We start from the raw sequence: 16,096 nt of genomic DNA on the forward strand, positions 1-16,096 counted from the left end.
CCCCCCCGGGCGCCGCCCGGTGGGGCGCGGCTGGGCCCCGGGTCCCACACGCCGCGCCCTGGCCGCCCCAACGAGGGGGACCGCGTCTCAGTGCACGTCGTCGTCAACCCAGTCCATCGACTTCGTGACGGCCTTCTTCCACAGGCGCATCTGGCGGTCGCGCTCGGCCGCGTCCATCGTGGGGCTCCAGCGCCGGTCCTCGCGCCAGTTGGCAGCGAGTTCCCCGAGATCATTCCAGAAGCCGACCGCCAAGCCCGCCGCGTAGGCGGCGCCGAGCGCGGTCGTCTCGATGACCTTCGGCCGGACCACGTCGACCCCAAGGATGTCCGCCTGGAACTGCATGAGCGCGTCGTTGGCGACCATTCCGCCGTCGACCTTGAGCTCGGTCAGCGGCACGCCGGCGTCGGCGTTGACCGCCTCGAGGACTTCGCGCGTCTGGAAGGCTGTCGCCTCAAGGGCGGCTCGGGCGATGTGCCCCTTGTTGGCAAACCGCGTCAGGCCCACAATCGCTCCGCGCGCGTCGGGGCGCCAGTAGGGCGCGAACAGACCAGAGAACGCGGGCACCACGTACACGCCGCCGTTGTCCTCGACCGACAGGGCGAGGTCCTCGACCTCGGGGGCGGTGCGGATGATGCCCAGGTTGTCGCGGAGCCACTGGATCAGAGAGCCGGTGACGGCGATCGACCCCTCGAGAGCGTAGTGGGGCTTGGCGTCTCCGAGCCGATACCCGACCGTGGTCAGCAGGCCGTTCGTGGAGCGGACGATCTCCTCCCCCGTGTTGAAGATGAGGAAGCAGCCCGTGCCGTAGGTGTTCTTGGCCTCGCCGGGACCAAACGCCGCCTGGCCGAACGTCGCCGCCTGCTGGTCCCCGAGGATCCCGGCGATGGGCACCTCGCGGAGCAGTTGCGACGTGTGGACGTGGCCGTAGACCTCCGACGACGACCGGATCTCGGGCATCATCGACTCCGGGACGCGGAAGGCCTTCAGGATGTCCCGGTCCCAGGTCAGCGTCTCAAGGTCCATGAAGAGCGTGCGAGAGGCATTCGTCACGTCGGTGACGTGGATTCCTCCCTCCACCCCGCCCGTCAGATTCCACAGGACCCACGAGTCGGTGTTCCCGAAGAGCAGGTCCCCCGCCTCCGCCTTGTCGCGTGCGCCCGGGACGTTGTCGAGGATCCAGCTGATCTTGGTGCCGGAGAAGTAGGTCGCGAGCGGGAGGCCGACCGTGCCTTTGAACCGGTCCACCCCGCCGTCTGCAGCGAGCTCGTCGACGATCGCCTGCGTGCGGGTGTCCTGCCAGACGATCGCGTTGTACACCGGCTCTCCCGTGGTCCGGTCCCAGACGACGGCGGTCTCCCGCTGATTGGTGATGCCGACGGCGGCAATATCGTGGCGCGTTAGGTTCGCCTTCGAGAGGGCTTGCCCGATCGCCTCGCGGGTGTTGTCCCAGATTTCCTTGGCGTTGTGCTCCACCCAGCCCGCCTGCGGGAAGAGCTGGCGGTGTTCGAGCTGTCCCCTGGACACGATCGAACCCGCGTGGTCGAAGACGATCGCCCGGGTGCTCGTGGTGCCCTGGTCGATGGCGATGACGTACTTCTCAGACATTCACGGCTCCTTCGGGTCGGACATACCCGAGCGTATCCGCATGGGCGCTGTGAGAGAGGGCCAGAGTCCTCAGGGCGTCGTCGACCTCGGCGGATACCAGCTCGCCGTCCCATCCGAGGAACGGCGCGAGCTCCTGAGCGATCTCGCGAACGACGTCGAGGGTGACGAGCCCGCGGAAGGCGAGGGAGGTTCGGCGGATTAGCACGTCGATGAGGTGCCCGATCTGCTCGTGCTCGGCCATGTACGCCAGCTCGCGCACGCTGAGCTCGGCAGTGCTCTCGAGCAGCCGGTCGTCGCCCTTGCGGAGGAACGCCATCACGTCCTGCGCGCGAGTGCCGTAGCGTTCGAGGAGGACCTCCGCGCGCGCCGGATCCATGGCCGTCGCGCTGTCCCCGGAGGCGTGCTCGGCCAGCCATCGCTCGCGGGCCTCGGGGCCGCGCGGATAGGCGGCGCCTCCTCCGATGGGCAGGTTATTGGTGCTGACCATGCGCTCGCGCCCGAGTTCGCCCAGCACACGGTCTGCCAGATGCTCCGACAGGGCCCGGAAGGTAGTCCACTTCCCGCCGATGAGGCTGAGGACCACGGGGTGGTGACCCGAGGGGGCCGAGCGCTCGATCCGATAGTCCCGCGAGACGAAGCCGGGAGCGGTTGCGTCGTGCCGGGGAAGGGGGCGGACGCCGGAGAACGTGTACACGATCTGCTCGCGCGTCACGCGGAGTCCCGGGAAGACGTGCTGGATCAGGTCGAAGAAGTACTCGATCTCCTGGTCGGTGCACACGGGTTCGAGGTCTTCGCCCGCGTCGACGTCGGTGGTGCCCACGAGGACGCGGTCCCCGATGGGGTAGATCAGGACGATCCGCCCGTCGGTGTGCTCAAAGAAGATCTCACGCCCGCCCGTCGCGGCGAGGAGTTCCGGCGCATCCAGCACGATGTGCGAGCCCTTCGTGCCGCCCATGTAGCGGGTCGGTGCGCCAAGGGACCCGTTGGTGCGATCCGTCCACGCGCCTGTGGCATTGACGACGACGTCGGCAGCGAAGTCGAATTCCTCGCCGGTGAGCTCATCGCGCAGCCGCACAACGCCGTCGTGCATTCCCACCGCGCTCACGTAGTTCGCCGCCTGCGCTCCGGCGCCGGTCGCAAGCCCGTCGCGCAGCACGTCGAGGGTCAGCCTCTCCGGGTTGTGCACCGAGGCGTCGAAGTAGGTCGCCGTGTACTTGACGTCAGGCCGGAGGCGAGGGAGCTCGCGGAGCGAGCGCTTGCGGCCCACGAAGCGGTGCCGTGGCACGCTGCGGCCCTCACGCGAGAACGCATCGTAGAGGGAGAGCCCGAGCTTGATGAGCAGTGCGCCACGCTCTTGGGGTTTGCCCGAGCGGTGGGTGAGGAACCGCCGCGGCGCGTTGAGGAGGCCGGAGAACGTGCTGAAGACGGGGATGGTGGTCTGAAGCGGCTTGACATAATGGGGCGCGATCCGCAGGAGGCGATTGCGTTCGACGACGGACTCGTGGACCAGCCGGAACTCGCCGTTCTCGAGGTACCGAATCCCGCCGTGGATCATGTGCGACGACGCCCCCGAGGCTCCCTGGCAGTAGTCTCCGCGCTCGACGAGCGCCACGTCGATTCCCTGCAGTGCGAGGTCGCGGAAGGTTCCCACACCGTTGATTCCTCCCCCGATGATCAGCACATGGGCGCGAGGACGCCCCCGCAGGGAATCGACGATGGGGCGGATCGCAGGGTCAGCGGGCACGGGTTCCTCCTGTGGATGTCGGGATGGAACCATTCTCGGAAGGGCTGAGAAGAAAGTTCAAGGCTGCTGCACGAACGTGCAAAAATGGGCTGCATGAGCGCGGCTGCACCCCCCTTCCCGTCAGCTGACGACGGACAATCCGCACAATCTCCCGGTCCTCCCTCCGGCGCGAGGAAGCAGCGCGAGGCGCTCCTGGCCGCACAGCTCTACTACCTCCAGGACCTCACCATGGACGCGATCGCCCGCGAGCTCCGTACCTCACGCTCCACGGTCTCGCGGCTCCTGGCCTTCGCGCGGGAGACGGGCCTGGTCCAGATCCAGATCTGGAACCCCCTCGAGTCCTCCGCCGAGCTCGAATCGGCCATCACGGAGCGCTACGGCGTCCGCGCTCACGTCGTCCCGCACGCCTCGAACCTCAACGAGGCGGAGACCCGGGATCGGGTCGCCATGTACGCCGCCCGAACCCTGACACCGCTCGTGACATCCAATTCCGTGGTCGGCGTGGCCTGGGGTTCCACCCTCACATCGATGAGCCGCTACCTGAACCGGAAGGCGACCCACGGGAGCACCGTTGTCCAGCTCAACGGCGCCGCGAACACGCAGACGATGGGCCTCGGGTACGCGAGCGAGATCATGAGGCGGTTCGCCTCGGCCTACGACGCGGCGGTCGAGGAATTCCCGGTGCCGGCCTTCTTCGACCGCGCCGAGACAAAGCGGCTCATGTGGCAGGAACGGAGCGTGCGCCGCGTCCTCGACGTCCAAGAGCGCATGTCCGTGGCCGTGTTCGGCGTGGGGTCCCTCCACTCCGACATCCCGAGCCACGTCTACACGGGCGGCTACCTCGACGCTGCTGATCTCCGTTCCCTCGCCCGCGAAAGGGTTGTGGGAGACGTCGCGACCGTCTTCTTCCGCGAGGACGGAAGCGCCAGCGGGATCGCACTTAACGACCGTTCCACGGGTCCCGAGCATGGGCTGATCCGCTCCGTCGAGCACCGTTTCTGCGTCGTCTCGGGTCCCTCGAAGGCCCGGGCGCGTCGAGGAGCGCTCAACGCCCGTCTCGTGACGGTGCTCATCGTCGACGAGTCCACGGCCCGCTCGCTCTTGGCTCTGGAGGCCTGAGCGCCTGAACGGCAGAGTCGGTGCCTGCCGGTAGAGTCGAAGCCATGACTTCCAAGGCGGCGACCGCTCCCAAGGGGTCCGCGGGCCACCCCGAATTCCTCTCGCCCATGCTGGCGCAGCGAGAACGCCGGACTGCCGTCGAAGTCCTCGGTTCGCAGACCGCCGTCTTCACTTACGAGCCTGCGGGCGCGCATGCGACCGCGCCCACAATCCTCGCGGTGCATGGGTTCAGGGGCACGCATCACGGGCTCCTCCGGATCGTCGACCAGCTTCCAGAGGTCCGGGTGATCATGCCCGACCTGCCCGGCTTCGGGGACTCGGAGCCCCTTGCGGGCCACCATGACATCGAAGGCTACGCCGCGTGGCTCGGCGAACTGGCCGAGACCCTGGGTCTTGCCGGCGATACCGTGCTGCTGGGCCATTCCTTCGGCTCGATCGTCGCGGCCCACTTCTGCGCGGAGAACCCCGAGCGGTTCTCGCGCCTCATCCTCGTCAATCCCATTTCCGCGCCCGCGCTCGAAGGGCCGAAGGGCGTGCTCAGCCGATTGGCGGTCGCGTACTACCGGGCGGGAGCCCGCCTCCCCGAAAGGACCGGATCCGCACTCCTGCGGCATCCCGCCGTCGTGCGTCTCATGAGCGAGGCCATGGCGAAGACGCGCGACGGGGCGCTCCGCAGCTTCGTCCACGGCCAGCACGCGGCTTACTTTTCGCGCTTCGCGAACCGCGAGCTGCTCCTCGAGGCCTTCAGGGCCTCGATCTCCCACACCGCCGCGGAGGCCGGAGACCGCCTCGCACTCCCCGTGCTCCTCATCGCCGGCGACCGCGACGAAGTTGCGCCCCTGCCCGCTGTCCGCGCCTTCCACGACCGCCTGCCGGATTCGCGGCTCACGGTGATCCCCGGCGTCGGACATCTGATCCACTACGAAACCCCGAAGCCGGCCGCCGACGCGATCCGCGCCTTCCTCGCCGAGGGAGGTGCCCGATGAGGCTCCTTGTCGACGCCCGGTTCACCCGCACCGACCACCACGACGGCATCAGCCGGTACGGGGCGAGCCTCATCGAAGCCGTCGCGGCCCGCACCGAGACGGCCATGCTGATCAACGACGAGCGGCAGCTCGCCCTCCTTCCCGACGTGCCCCACGTCAAGGTGTCCAGCCCCCTCTCGCCCGCCGAGCTGTTCATCGCGGCCCGCGTCAACGGCCTCGAACCGGACGCGGTCTTCTGCCCCATGCAGACGATGGGAACCTGGGGACGCCGCTACCCCCTCATCCTGACGCTCCACGACCTCATCTACTACGAGCACCCCGAACCGCCCGGTTTCCTGCCCGCACCGGTCCGAGTCCTCTGGCGCCTGTACCACAAGGCCTACTGGCCGCAGCGGCTCCTCCTCGACCGGGCCGACGTTGTCGCGACGGTGAGCCATACGACCAAGTGGCTCATGGCGGAGAAGAGGCTCACCAGGCGGCCGGTCCGCATCGTGGGCAACGCGCCTCAGGGTGCCCGGGAGGCTCGGGACCCGATGAGGGCACCCGCACACAACCTCATCTACATGGGCTCCTTCATGCCCTACAAGAACGTCGAGACCGTGATCGCGGCCATGGGCTCGCTGCCCGACTACACCCTGCACCTCCTCAGCCGCATCTCCCCCGCCCGACGCCAGGAACTCGAATCCCTCGTGCCCCCCGAGGCGCAAGTCGTCTTCCACGGCGGAGTCAGCGAAGAGGAGTACGAGGCGCTGCTGCGGGAAGCGACGGCCCTGGTGAGCCTTTCCCGGTCCGAGGGCTACGGCTTGCCCCTCGTCGAGGCGATGTCCCTCGGAACGCCGGTCATCGCGAGCGACATCCCGATCTTCCGGGAGGTCGGCGGCGACGGCGCGCGCTTCGTCGATCCGGACTCCCCCGACGAGTTCGCGGCGGCCGTCCACGAGCTCGAGCTTCCCGGGAGCTGGGGCGAGGCCTCGCGGGCCGCCGTGGCGCAGGCGGCGAAGTTCAGCTGGGATCAGTCGGCGGAGGCACTGTTGGAAGCAGCCGAAGAGGCCATTGAGCTGTTCGGCCAACGTCGCCTTAGATCAGATCGGTTCCGTCGAGCCTGAGCTGCACGGGCTCGGATCCGCGCCGAGCCGCCTGGGAGATGCGCGCCGCGCGAAGGCCCCGCGCCACTTCGGGGCCGTCTGCGACCGGGAAGAAGGCCAAGAGCCTCCAGGACGCCGATGACGTCGCGCCGGAGAGCGGCACGGGACCCGCACTGCGCACGCCCGGCCGCCCGAAGATCCCGGCGCTGGCCTGGGCGAAGCCCTCGACCGCCGTCCGCGTTCCGGTGACCGAGGCAACTCGGACCGCCGGTGGCAGGCCCAACGATCGCCGGAGGCCGAGCTCGCGCGCCGCGAAACCGGAAGGATCCCACCTCACGAACGCTGAAACCGCCTCGTGCTCGCTTGCCGTGATGACTACCCTGCCGCCGTCCGCCGCGGGCCTCACAAGGGCGGCCGCGTTGAGCCATCGGCGGAGCGCCTCCTCGCCCGCCCGCAGGCTCTCACGTCCCAGCAGCGAGTCGCCGTCGAGCAGCAGGGCCGCGGCATAGCCCGAGGGCGCAATGGGCTCCGCTCCGACCGTGGCTACCACGAGCGCGGCCGTGTCCGGGACCTCGGCCCTGACCTGGTCGCCCGATGACGTCACCACGACCGCCCCGGGGAACGCACGCCCCAGCTCCTCGGCGGTTCGCAACGCGCCCACCGCCGTCCTCCGAAGCGACTGGCCCCCACAATGCGGGCACGACCAGCTCCCCGCAGGGGTCCCGCACCATCGGCATCCAGTGGTCCTCCGCCCGCCGGAAGCCGACTCCGCGAGCGGCCCCGCACATACGGCGCATCTCGCCGGTTCGCGGCACCGCTCGCAGGCCAGCGAGGGCGCATAGCCAGCCCGGGCCACCTGCACGAGGACCGGCCCCCGACCCAGTGCTTCCCTCGCGAGCTGCCATGCGGCGTGCGGCAGCCTGGCGATGCGCGCATACGGGTCCCGGGCGCTTTCAAAGCTGTCCGCCGTGCTCACGGCACGAGGCAGTCGACTCCGAAGCTCGGCCCTCGAGGCGGCGATCCGCTGGAGCCAGCCGCTCTCGACCAGCCGCTGGGTCTCCGGCGACACTGCGTGGCCCGCAAGGAGGAGCGCAGCGCCGTCGAGTTCCGCGCGGAGAAGGCACACTTCCCTTGCATGAAAATAGGGGGCGCGGGGCTCGGCGTGCAGGTCGTCGCCGTCATCCCAGCACACCACGAGGCCGAGGTTCCGCACCGGGGCCAGAGCGGCGCCTCGGGTTCCGACGGCGACCCTCGCCCGTCCCGAGAGGAGGTCGAGGAATGCCCGGTAGCGCTTGGTGGGACCGTCCTCGGCCGAGAGACGCACCACGGGCTCCCCGGGCAGGGCCTCGCCGAGGGCCGCGAGGACGCGGTCCAGATCGCGCCGATCCGGCACGATGACGAGCACTCCCCGACCGGACCGGTGGGCCCTGCGCGCGGCCTCCGCGACGAGCGCTGGCCAGCCGCTGGGCCCGTAGCCCTCGACCGCCTCAAGCGAGGCTCGCACGCTCCGGCCGGCAGCGAGGTGCCGGAGGAACGCAGGTCCACGCTGCAGGCCCGCCCAAGCGGAGGACTCCTCCGCTCCCGCCGCTTCGTCTCCTTGGCTGGCTTCGAGAGGCTTCGGATCGTGCGGCCCGGGGGCCGCGAGCTCGTCGAGATACTCGGCTTCCACGCGGGCGGCGCGCGGCGGCACCGCGAACCGCAGGACGTCGCCAAGGGCCCCCGCCCAGCGTTCGGCCACGGCGCGTGCCGCCCGGACGACGGCGGGCGTCAGCACGACGGCGGGCGAGACCACCTTTCCGAGCGGCTGGAGGGCGACCCCCGCGTCCGACGACTCGGTTCGCTCGATGATGAACCCCGCGTGCTCTTGGCCCGCGATGCGCACGCGCACGCGGACCCCAGGCTGCGCCGCCTCCGAAAGGTCCTCCGGAACGAGGTAGTCGAAGAGCCGGTCCAGCTGCGGGAGTGGCGACTCCACGCACACCCGCGCGACCGGAAGCTCGCGCGCCGCCACCGGCGTGCTCCTCGGCAGCTCCGGTTCAGGGAAGCCGAGCAGGAGCGACGGCTGGGCGACGCCCTTGGGGCCCGAACCGGAGCCGCTGGCGCTCATCAGTCGTTGAAGAAGTCCTTGAGATCCTGGACCCGGTCGAGCCGCTCCCAGGTGAAGTCGGGCTCGTCCCGGCCGAAGTGGCCGTGGGCCGCGGTCTTGGCGTAGATCGGGCGCTTGAGGTCGAGCGCGTCGATGATCGCCCGCGGCCGCAGGTCGAAGATCTCGTTGATCGCGGCGCTGATGCGGAGCGGGTCCACGCTCTCCGTGCCGAACGTCTCCACGTAGATCCCTACGGGGCGCGCTTGGCCGATGGCATACGCGATCTGGATCTCGGCCCGGCGCGCCAGCCCCGCAGCCACCACGTTCTTCGCCACCCACCGCATGGCGTACGCCGCGGAGCGGTCCACCTTCGACGGATCCTTGCCCGAGAACGCCCCGCCGCCGTGGCGCGAGAATCCGCCATAGGTGTCGACGATGATCTTGCGCCCGGTGAGCCCCGCGTCCCCGACCGGGCCTCCGATAATGAACGGTCCGGCAGGGTTCAGGATGCTGCGGACATGGGAGGAATCAAGCTGGCTCGCCGCCAGCACTGGGGCGATCACATGGTCCGCGAGGTCCGCCCGCAGCTGCGCGAGCTGAGTGCCCTCGGCGTGCTGACTCGAGATCACGACGGTCTCGACGGATACTGGGCGATCGCCGTCGTAGCCTACGGTCACCTGCGTCTTGCCATCGGGCCGCAGGTACGGCAGCTCGCCGCTCTTGCGCACCTCGGTGAGCTTCTCCGAGAGGCGGTGCGCGAGCCAGATGGGCGTGGGCATGTAGGACGGAGTCTCGTCGCTCGCGTAGCCGAACATGATGCCCTGGTCGCCGGCGCCCTGGCGGTCGTATTCGTCCTCGAGCGTCCCCTCGCGGGATTCGAGGGAATTGAAGACGCCATCGAAGATGTCCGAGGACTGTTGGCCGATCGAGACGGACACACCGCAGCGGGCACCGTCGAAACCATTCGCCGACGAGTCGTAGCCGATGCCGAGGATGGTATTGCGCACGATCTGCGGGATCTCGACGTACGCGTCCGTGGTTACCTCGCCCGCAACGTGCACGAGCCCCGTGGTCGCCATCGTCTCGACAGCGACCTTCGACTCCGGATCGGCAGCCAGGAGCGCATCGAGAATCGCGTCACTGATCTGGTCGCAGATCTTGTCCGGATGCCCTTCGGTGACGGACTCAGAGGTGAAGAGCCGCAGGGCTGTCGTGTCGGCCGGGAGTCCGGCGCCGTGGGGAGCATGGGTCACTGGAATACTCTACTTCCTGCCCGGCAGCGGGCCGGGGCGCGTGGTCACCGGGCGTCAAGCGCGCGGGCAAGGCGGAGGACGACGGCGTCAGCCACCTCGTCCTTGCTTCCCGCCACATGCTGTGGCTCGGCACCGTCCTTCGCGAGGATCGTCACGGAGTTCTCGTCCTGGCCGAACACCCGGTCGGTCCCGACCTCGTTCACCACGATGAGCTCGCAGCCCTTGCGCTCGAGCTTGGCGCGGCCGTAGTCGAGGACCTTCGCGCCCTCATCGCCCGTCTCGGCCGCGAAGCCGACGATGATCTGGTGGCCGCCCGCGCTGTCGCGTTGGCGCACCAGGTCGACGAGGATGTCCGGGTTCCGGACGAGGGCGATCGGGGCATCGGGGACGCCGTCGCGCTTCTTGATCTTGGACTGCTGGGGCCGGGCGGGACGGAAGTCCGCCACGGCGGCCGCCATGACGATGCCGTCCACGGCCGATGCGCGCTCCACCATCTCAGCGTGCAGCTCGAGGGCGGACTCGACGGAGACGAGCTCGACCCCCGCCGGAGGCGCAACCTCGAGATGGGCCGCCACCAGCGTTACGCTTGCGCCGGCGCGAAGAGCGGCCCGCGCGATGGCCACGCCCTGTTTCCCGGACGAACGGTTGCCCAGGAAGCGCACCGGGTCGATCGCCTCGCGAGTCCCGCCCGCGGAGACGAGGACCCGACGCCCGGCGAGCGGTCCCTCCTCGGGCGCGCGGCCGCCGTCGTCCGTTGGGGCCGAGCCTTCGGCGATCAGGCGCAGCGCCTCGGCGAAGATCTCCTCGGGCTCGGGAAGCCGGCCGGGGCCGCTGTCCTTCCCTGTGAGGCGCCCCTCGGCGGGTTCCATCACGGCAACGCCACGGGAACGGAGCGTCGCGACGTTCGCCTGGGTGGCAGCGTGCCGCCACATCTCCGTGTGCATGGCGGGCGCCATGAGGACCGGGCAGCGCGCCGTGAGGAGCGCGTTGGTGAGGAGGTCATCGGCGTGCCCGCCCGCAGCGCGCGCGAGCAGGTCAGCCGTGGCAGGGGCGACCACAATGAGCTCGGCCTCGTGGCCTAGGCGCACATGATTCACCGTCTCGACGGCCTCGAATACACCTGTCCGAACAGCCTTCCCCGAGAGCGCCTCCCACGTTGCCTTGCCCACGAAGGAGAGCGCGGCCTCGGTCGGGACAGCCGTCACGTCGTGGCCGGCCTCCGTGAACAGCCGCAGGAGCGAGGCCGCCTTGTAGGCGGCGATCCCGCCCCCGACACCCAGGACGACGCGCACGCGGGCCCGGGCCTCAGTCCTGCTGGGTCTCGGACTCGCCCTCGGCGCGGCGCGCCACCAGAAGGCCGTCGTTGATCTCGCGCAGGGCGATCGACAGGGGCTTCTCGTTGAGCTTCGTGTCCACCAGCGGGCCCACGTATTCGAAGAGGCCCTCGTGGAGCTGGGCGTAGTAGGCGTTGATCTGGCGGGCGCGCTTGGCCCCGAAGATCACGAGCCCGTACTTCGAGTCCGACTTGGTCAGCAGATCATCGATCGGCGGGTTGATGATTCCTTCGGGGTTCGACGTCACGTCATTCTCCAATGCACTGGCGGTTGGCCCGAACAGCCCTCAGCGCGCCGTTTGGCGTGCGTGCGGGGTCAGGCCCATGAGTGAAACAAGCTCGTCTGCCGCGCGCCGGACATCGTCATTGACCACGGTGTGGTCAAACTCCGGCTCGGCAGCGAGTTCTATTTTAGCCGTTTCCAGACGGGCCTGCTGTTCCTCCGGCGATTCGGTGCCGCGGCCCACGAGCCGTCGCACCATTTCCTCCCAGCTGGGAGGCGCGAGAAAGACGAAGCGCGCGTCCGGCATGGCTGCCTTGACCTGTCGCGCGCCCTGCAGATCGATCTCGAGCAGCACCGCCTTGCCCTCCGCGATCGCGCGTTCGACCGAGGCACGCAGGGTCCCGTAGCGGTTCTTCCCATGCACCGCGGCCCATTCGAGGAACGACCCTTCTTCGATGAGCCGGTCGAACTCCTCGGGCGACTTGAAGTAGTAGTGCACGCCCTCCTGCTCGCCGGGACGGGGCGGACGGGTCGTGGCGGAGACGGAGAGCCAGACTTCCGGGTAGGTGTCGCGAATGTACGTCGACACTGTGCCCTTGCCCACTGCGGTAGGGCCTGCGAGGACGGTCAATCCCGTGTGCTTTGTGCTCTCCACGCCAGCCCGTTGCTCCTTCCGGCGGCGCCTGAGGCGCCTGAGAATCGTTAGTCCGCTTCGAGAAAATCTATCAGCGCTCGCCGCTGGTGCACGCCGAGCCCGCGCAGACGCCGACTCGCCGCGATGCCGAGCTGCTCGAGGATGGCGATAGAGCGCACGGGCCCGATTCCATGGAAGGACTCGAGCAGTTCGGTCACTTTGAGCCGTGCCAGCGCCTCGTCCTGCTCGGCTTGCCGGAACAGCTCGCTGAGGCTCAGCCGGCCCGCTTTGAGGGCCAGCTTTGCCTCGGCCCGGCGTGCGCGGGCGGCCGTGGCCTTCGACACTGCCCGGCTGCGTTCTTCAGAGGTCAGGGGGTTGAGTCCCATGCTCGCCTCCCACAATCGCGTCGCGCGCACCCCCACGCGGATACATGCGAACCTAGCCCGCCGAGCCGTTGCGTGGCAATGCCCGAGCCTTGTGGGACCTTGGCTCAGGAGAGCTCGGCGAGCGTTCGCTCCGCGCGCCCTCGGAGGCCATCCCGGCTCGGTCCGCCCCCGAGGATGTCCCTGCTGGAGGTACCCAGCACGCGGGGATAGGCCTCGCCGAAGGTCGACCGGAGCTGGGCGCCGGACGCCCCCTGAGCGCCGAGCCCGGGAGCGAGGATGGGTCCGCCCATCGCGGCAAGGTCGAGTCCCAGACGGCCGACGGCGTCCCCCACCGTCGCTCCGACCACGAGCCCCACGCTGCCGAGGGCTTCCTCCGCGTACCTCGCGTTCTCGGCTGCGGCAGCTTCGCACACGCCCTTCGCCACCGAGTGCGCGCCGCCCGTGTGCTGGACCGACGCGCCTTCGGGATTCGACGTGAGGGCGAGCACGAAAGCGCCCCTACCGGTCGCAGCCGCCAAGTCAAGGGCCGGGCGGAGCGACTCGAAGCCCAGATACGGGCTCAATGTGACCGCATCTGCGGCGAGCGGGGAGCGGTCTCCGAGCCACGCGTCCGCGTACGCGGCCATGGTCGAGCCGATGTCTCCCCGCTTCGCGTCGGCAATGCTCAGGATGCCCGCCGCGGCGGACGCCGCCAGGACCTCTTCAAGCACCGCGAGGCCGGCAGCGCCGTGCCGCTCGTACAGTGCGACCTGCGGCTTGAGCGCCGCGGCGAGGTCCGCGACTGCGTCGACGACGGCGAGGGAGAAGCGCCGCAGCCCGGCGACGTCGTCCGCGAGTTCCCAGCGCTCCAGGAGCGCGGGGTGCGGGTCGATGCCCACGCACAGCGGGCCCCGCTCCCCCATGGCTTGGGCGAGCCTGGCACCGAAGGGTGTGCGATTCAGTGCGCGGTTCGGCTTCTCAGACACCTGCCGGCTCCGCAGCTCCGGCGTCGGCGCCCTCGGCCTGGGGTTCCCGAAGCCGTGCCTCGTGCTCCTGAAGGCTTGTCACGCTCCACTCGAACTGCCGCATGGCCTCGATGGCCAGGACCGCGAAGTTGAACTCGGCGACCGTGGTGATGCAGGGCTTGCCGTTCGACGTCGCGGCGGCGCGGATCTCGTAGCCGTCACCCCGAGCGGCGCCGCCGGAGGGGGTGTTGAAGACCATGTCGATCTGGCCGTCGTTGATGAGGTCCACGATCGTGCCCTGGCCGTCGGCCGCGCCCTCGCCCACCTTGCGCACGACCGTCGCCTGGATGCCGTTGCGGCGCAGGACGGCGGCGGTGCCACCGGTGGAGACGATCTCGAAGCCGAGGTCCGCGAGCTTCTTGACGCCGAGGATCACCGAGCGCTTGTCGCGGTTTGCGACCGAGACGAAGACTCGACCGGAGGTGGGCAGCGCGTTGTTGGCGCCTGCCTGGCTCTTAGCGAACGCCGTGTCGAAGTGCTTGTCGATGCCCATGACCTCGCCGGTGGACCGCATCTCGGGGCCGAGCAGGCTGTCGACGACGGTCCCCTCCGGTGTGCGGAAGCGACTGAACGGCAGGACCGCCTCCTTGACGGCGACGGCGGCGTTCGGGTTGATCGCCGCGCCGTCCCCAGTCTCGGGGAGCATGTGGTACGCCGTGCGGAGCTGATGGATCGTCACGCCCGTCCCGATGAGGGCCGCGGCCTTCGCGAGCTGCACGCCGGTCGCCTTCGAGACGAACGGCACGGTGCGGGACGCGCGGGGGTTGGCCTCGAGAACGTAGAGCACGTCCGCTGCGAGGGCGAACTGGATGTTGATGAGACCGCGCACACCCACGCCTTCGGCGATCGCCTGCGTTGCCTTCCGGACCCGTTCGAGGACGTTCTCGCCGAGGGTCACCGGCGGCAGGACGCACGCCGAGTCGCCCGAGTGGATGCCGGCCTCCTCGATGTGCTCCATGACCCCGCCGAGGTACAGTTCGCGGCCGTCGTAGAGCGCGTCGACGTCGATCTCGACGGCGTCCTCGAGGAAGCGGTCGATGAGCACCGGGTGGTCCGGCGTGATCTCCGTCGCGTTCTCGATGTAGCGGTGCAGGTTCGGCTCGTCGTAGACGATCTCCATGCCGCGGCCGCCGAGAACGTAGGACGGGCGGACGAGGACCGGGTAGCCGATCTCGTCGGCGATGCGCTTCGCCTCGTCGAACGAGACGGCAGTGCCGTTCTTCGGCGAGATGAGGCCGGCGTCGTCGAGCACCTTCGCGAAGGCGCCGCGGTGCTCGGCGAGGTCGATCGCCTCCGGCGACGTCCCGAGGATCGGCACGCCCGCGTCGGCGAGCTGCTGCGCGAGCTTGAGCGGGGTCTGGCCGCCCAGCTGCACGAAGACGCCCATGACGCCGCCCGTGCGCTCTTCGGCCGCGATAACCTCGAGCACATCCTCGAGCGTGAGCGGCTCGAAGTAGAGGCGCGTCGAGATGTCATAGTCGGTGGAGACGGTCTCGGGGTTGCAGTTCACCATAACCGTCTCGTAGCCCGCCTTGCGCAGCGCCATCGAGGCGTGGACGCACGAGTAGTCGAACTCGATGCCCTGGCCGATCCGGTTGGGGCCCGAGCCGAGGATCACGATCGACGGCTTCGCATGCAGGCCGACCTCGTCCTCCTCGTCGTAGGACGAGTAGTGGTAGGGCGTGTAGGCGGCGAACTCCGCCGCGCAGGTGTCGACGGTCTTGTAGACGGGGCGCACGCCGAGCGCCTGGCGGACTCCGCGGACCACGTCCTCGGAGTGGTGCGTGAGCGCACCGATCTGCTCGTCGGAGAAGCCGTGCCGCTTCGCGAGGCGCAGGATGTCCTCGGTGAGGGCGGGGGCGGCCTTGATCTCGGCAGCGATCTCGTTCAGGAGCTGGAGCTGGTCGAGGAACCACGGGTCGATGCCGGTCGCGGCGTACAGGTCCTCGATGCTGGAACCGCCGAGGAGGGCGCGCTGGACCTGCTTGAGGCGGTCCGTCGTCGGCCGCTTGGCCTGCTCGACCAGCTCGGGCACCTCGTACTCAGGCACCGCAGCGAAGTCGAGCTGCGCGCCGCGCTGCTCGAGCGAGCGCAGAGCCTTCTGGAGCGCCTCGGTGAAGTTGCGGCCGAGGGCCATGGCCTCGCCCACGCTCTTCATCGTCGTGGTGAGCGTGGGGTCCGCGGCCGGGAACTTCTCGAAGGCGAAGCGCGGCACCTTGACGACGACGTAGTCCAGCGTCGGCTCGAAGCTCGCCGGCGTCTTCTGCGTGATGTCGTTCGGGATCTCGTCGAGCGTGTAGCCGAGCGACAGCTTCGTGGCGATCTTCGCGATCGCGAAGCCAGTGGCCTTCGAGGCAAGCGCAGAGGAGCGCGAGACACGAGGGTTCATCTCGATGACGATCACGCGACCGGTCTTCGGGTCGACCGCGAACTGGATGTTGCAGCCGCCGGTGTCCACGCCGACCTCGCGGATGACGGCGATCGCCACATCCCGGAGCTTCTGGTACTCGCGGTCGGTGAGGGTCAGGGCGGGGGCCACGGTAATTGAATCACCGGTGTGGACGCCGACCGGGTCGAAGTTCTCGATCGAGCACACGACCACGACGTTGTCGTTCTTGTCGCGCATCATCTCGAGCTC

At 69.4% G+C, this 16,096-nt stretch carries 13 protein-coding genes; 3 read left to right on the top strand and 10 right to left on the bottom strand.

Features of this window, described 5'->3' with window-relative positions; genetic code table 11:
• Window positions 1-87: 87 nt before the first annotated feature.
• Together glpK and ACTHL9_RS15935 are read right to left on the bottom strand one after the other, a co-directional pair.
• Complete coding sequence (gene glpK, locus ACTHL9_RS15930; protein ID WP_440520261.1) at window positions 88-1,605, bottom strand: glycerol kinase GlpK; 1,518 nt, start codon at window positions 1,603-1,605, stop codon at window positions 88-90.
• Window positions 1,598-3,382, bottom strand: coding sequence for a glycerol-3-phosphate dehydrogenase/oxidase (locus ACTHL9_RS15935; RefSeq protein ID WP_440520262.1), 1,785 nt, complete (start codon window positions 3,380-3,382; stop codon window positions 1,598-1,600). The genes glpK and ACTHL9_RS15935 overlap by 8 nt, the downstream gene beginning before the upstream one ends.
• A 60-nt stretch (window positions 3,383-3,442) precedes the next feature.
• Here ACTHL9_RS15935 and ACTHL9_RS15940 point away from each other — a divergent pair, with 60 nt between their 5' ends.
• The 3 genes from ACTHL9_RS15940 to ACTHL9_RS15950 are packed head-to-tail and all read left to right on the top strand — an operon-like array spanning window position 3,443 to window position 6,560.
• Window positions 3,443-4,468, top strand: a complete 1,026-nt coding sequence (locus ACTHL9_RS15940) for a sugar-binding transcriptional regulator (RefSeq protein WP_440520263.1) — start codon at window positions 3,443-3,445, stop codon at window positions 4,466-4,468.
• A 44-nt stretch (window positions 4,469-4,512) separates the two neighbouring features.
• Complete coding sequence (locus ACTHL9_RS15945; protein WP_440520264.1) at window positions 4,513-5,454, top strand: alpha/beta fold hydrolase; 942 nt, start codon at window positions 4,513-4,515, stop codon at window positions 5,452-5,454.
• Window positions 5,451-6,560 carry a glycosyltransferase family 4 protein gene (locus ACTHL9_RS15950; RefSeq protein ID WP_440520265.1) on the top strand — a complete coding sequence of 370 codons (1,110 nt, stop codon included), beginning with the start codon at window positions 5,451-5,453 and terminating at the stop codon, window positions 6,558-6,560. Before ACTHL9_RS15945 ends, ACTHL9_RS15950 begins: the two co-directional genes overlap by 4 nt.
• Here ACTHL9_RS15950 and ACTHL9_RS15955 read toward each other — a convergent pair.
• The 8 genes from ACTHL9_RS15955 to carB all read right to left on the bottom strand — a co-directional run.
• Window positions 6,532-8,646: a primosomal protein N' gene (locus ACTHL9_RS15955; protein WP_440520266.1), complete on the bottom strand. Its 2,115-nt coding sequence runs from the start codon at window positions 8,644-8,646 to the stop codon at window positions 6,532-6,534. The two genes, ACTHL9_RS15950 and ACTHL9_RS15955, sit on opposite strands and share 29 nt — an antisense overlap.
• On the bottom strand, window positions 8,646-9,878 hold the full coding sequence (gene metK / locus ACTHL9_RS15960; protein ID WP_440520267.1) for a methionine adenosyltransferase: 1,233 nt from the start codon (window positions 9,876-9,878) through the stop codon (window positions 8,646-8,648). Before metK ends, ACTHL9_RS15955 begins: the two co-directional genes overlap by 1 nt.
• Before the next feature lie 44 nt (window positions 9,879-9,922).
• Window positions 9,923-11,170, bottom strand: a complete 1,248-nt coding sequence (gene coaBC / locus ACTHL9_RS15965) for a bifunctional phosphopantothenoylcysteine decarboxylase/phosphopantothenate--cysteine ligase CoaBC (RefSeq protein ID WP_440520268.1) — start codon at window positions 11,168-11,170, stop codon at window positions 9,923-9,925.
• A 13-nt stretch (window positions 11,171-11,183) separates the two neighbouring features.
• Window positions 11,184-11,459 (bottom strand): DNA-directed RNA polymerase subunit omega, encoded by a 276-nt coding sequence (gene rpoZ, locus ACTHL9_RS15970; RefSeq protein ID WP_138418888.1) that lies wholly within the window; start codon window positions 11,457-11,459, stop codon window positions 11,184-11,186.
• Window positions 11,460-11,498: 39 nt separating this feature from the next.
• Window positions 11,499-12,089, bottom strand: coding sequence for a guanylate kinase (gene gmk / locus ACTHL9_RS15975; RefSeq protein WP_440520269.1), 591 nt, complete (start codon window positions 12,087-12,089; stop codon window positions 11,499-11,501).
• Window positions 12,090-12,136: 47 nt separating this feature from the next.
• Window positions 12,137-12,454: an integration host factor, actinobacterial type gene (gene mihF / locus ACTHL9_RS15980; protein WP_440520270.1), complete on the bottom strand. Its 318-nt coding sequence runs from the start codon at window positions 12,452-12,454 to the stop codon at window positions 12,137-12,139.
• A gap of 104 nt (window positions 12,455-12,558) precedes the next feature.
• Window positions 12,559-13,419, bottom strand: a complete 861-nt coding sequence (gene pyrF / locus ACTHL9_RS15985) for an orotidine-5'-phosphate decarboxylase (RefSeq protein ID WP_440520271.1) — start codon at window positions 13,417-13,419, stop codon at window positions 12,559-12,561.
• Window positions 13,412-16,096 (bottom strand): carbamoyl-phosphate synthase large subunit (gene carB, locus ACTHL9_RS15990; protein WP_440520272.1); only part of this gene is annotated, 2,685 nt, incomplete at its 5' end. The genes carB and pyrF, both read right to left, overlap by 8 nt.

Origin of the sequence: Sinomonas sp., from assembly GCF_051955515.1 — a bacterium.
Taxonomy (GTDB): domain Bacteria; phylum Actinomycetota; class Actinomycetes; order Actinomycetales; family Micrococcaceae; genus Sinomonas.

What these genes read in the sequence shown, in the direction of transcription:
- ACTHL9_RS15940 (WP_440520263.1), top strand. Translation starts at nt 3,443, where the DNA reads ATGAGCGCGGCTGCACCCCCCTTCCCGTCAGCTGACGACGGACAATCC.
- ACTHL9_RS15950 (WP_440520265.1), top strand. Translation starts at nt 5,451, where the DNA reads ATGAGGCTCCTTGTCGACGCCCGGTTCACCCGCACCGACCACCACGAC.
- ACTHL9_RS15945 (WP_440520264.1), top strand. Translation starts at nt 4,513, where the DNA reads ATGACTTCCAAGGCGGCGACCGCTCCCAAGGGGTCCGCGGGCCACCCC.
- glpK (WP_440520261.1), bottom strand. Translation starts at nt 1,605, where the DNA reads ATGTCTGAGAAGTACGTCATCGCCATCGACCAGGGCACCACGAGCACC.
- ACTHL9_RS15955 (WP_440520266.1), bottom strand. Translation starts at nt 8,646, where the DNA reads ATGAGCGCCAGCGGCTCCGGTTCGGGCCCCAAGGGCGTCGCCCAGCCG.
- ACTHL9_RS15935 (WP_440520262.1), bottom strand. Translation starts at nt 3,382, where the DNA reads ATGGTTCCATCCCGACATCCACAGGAGGAACCCGTGCCCGCTGACCCT.
- mihF (WP_440520270.1), bottom strand. Translation starts at nt 12,454, where the DNA reads ATGGGACTCAACCCCCTGACCTCTGAAGAACGCAGCCGGGCAGTGTCG.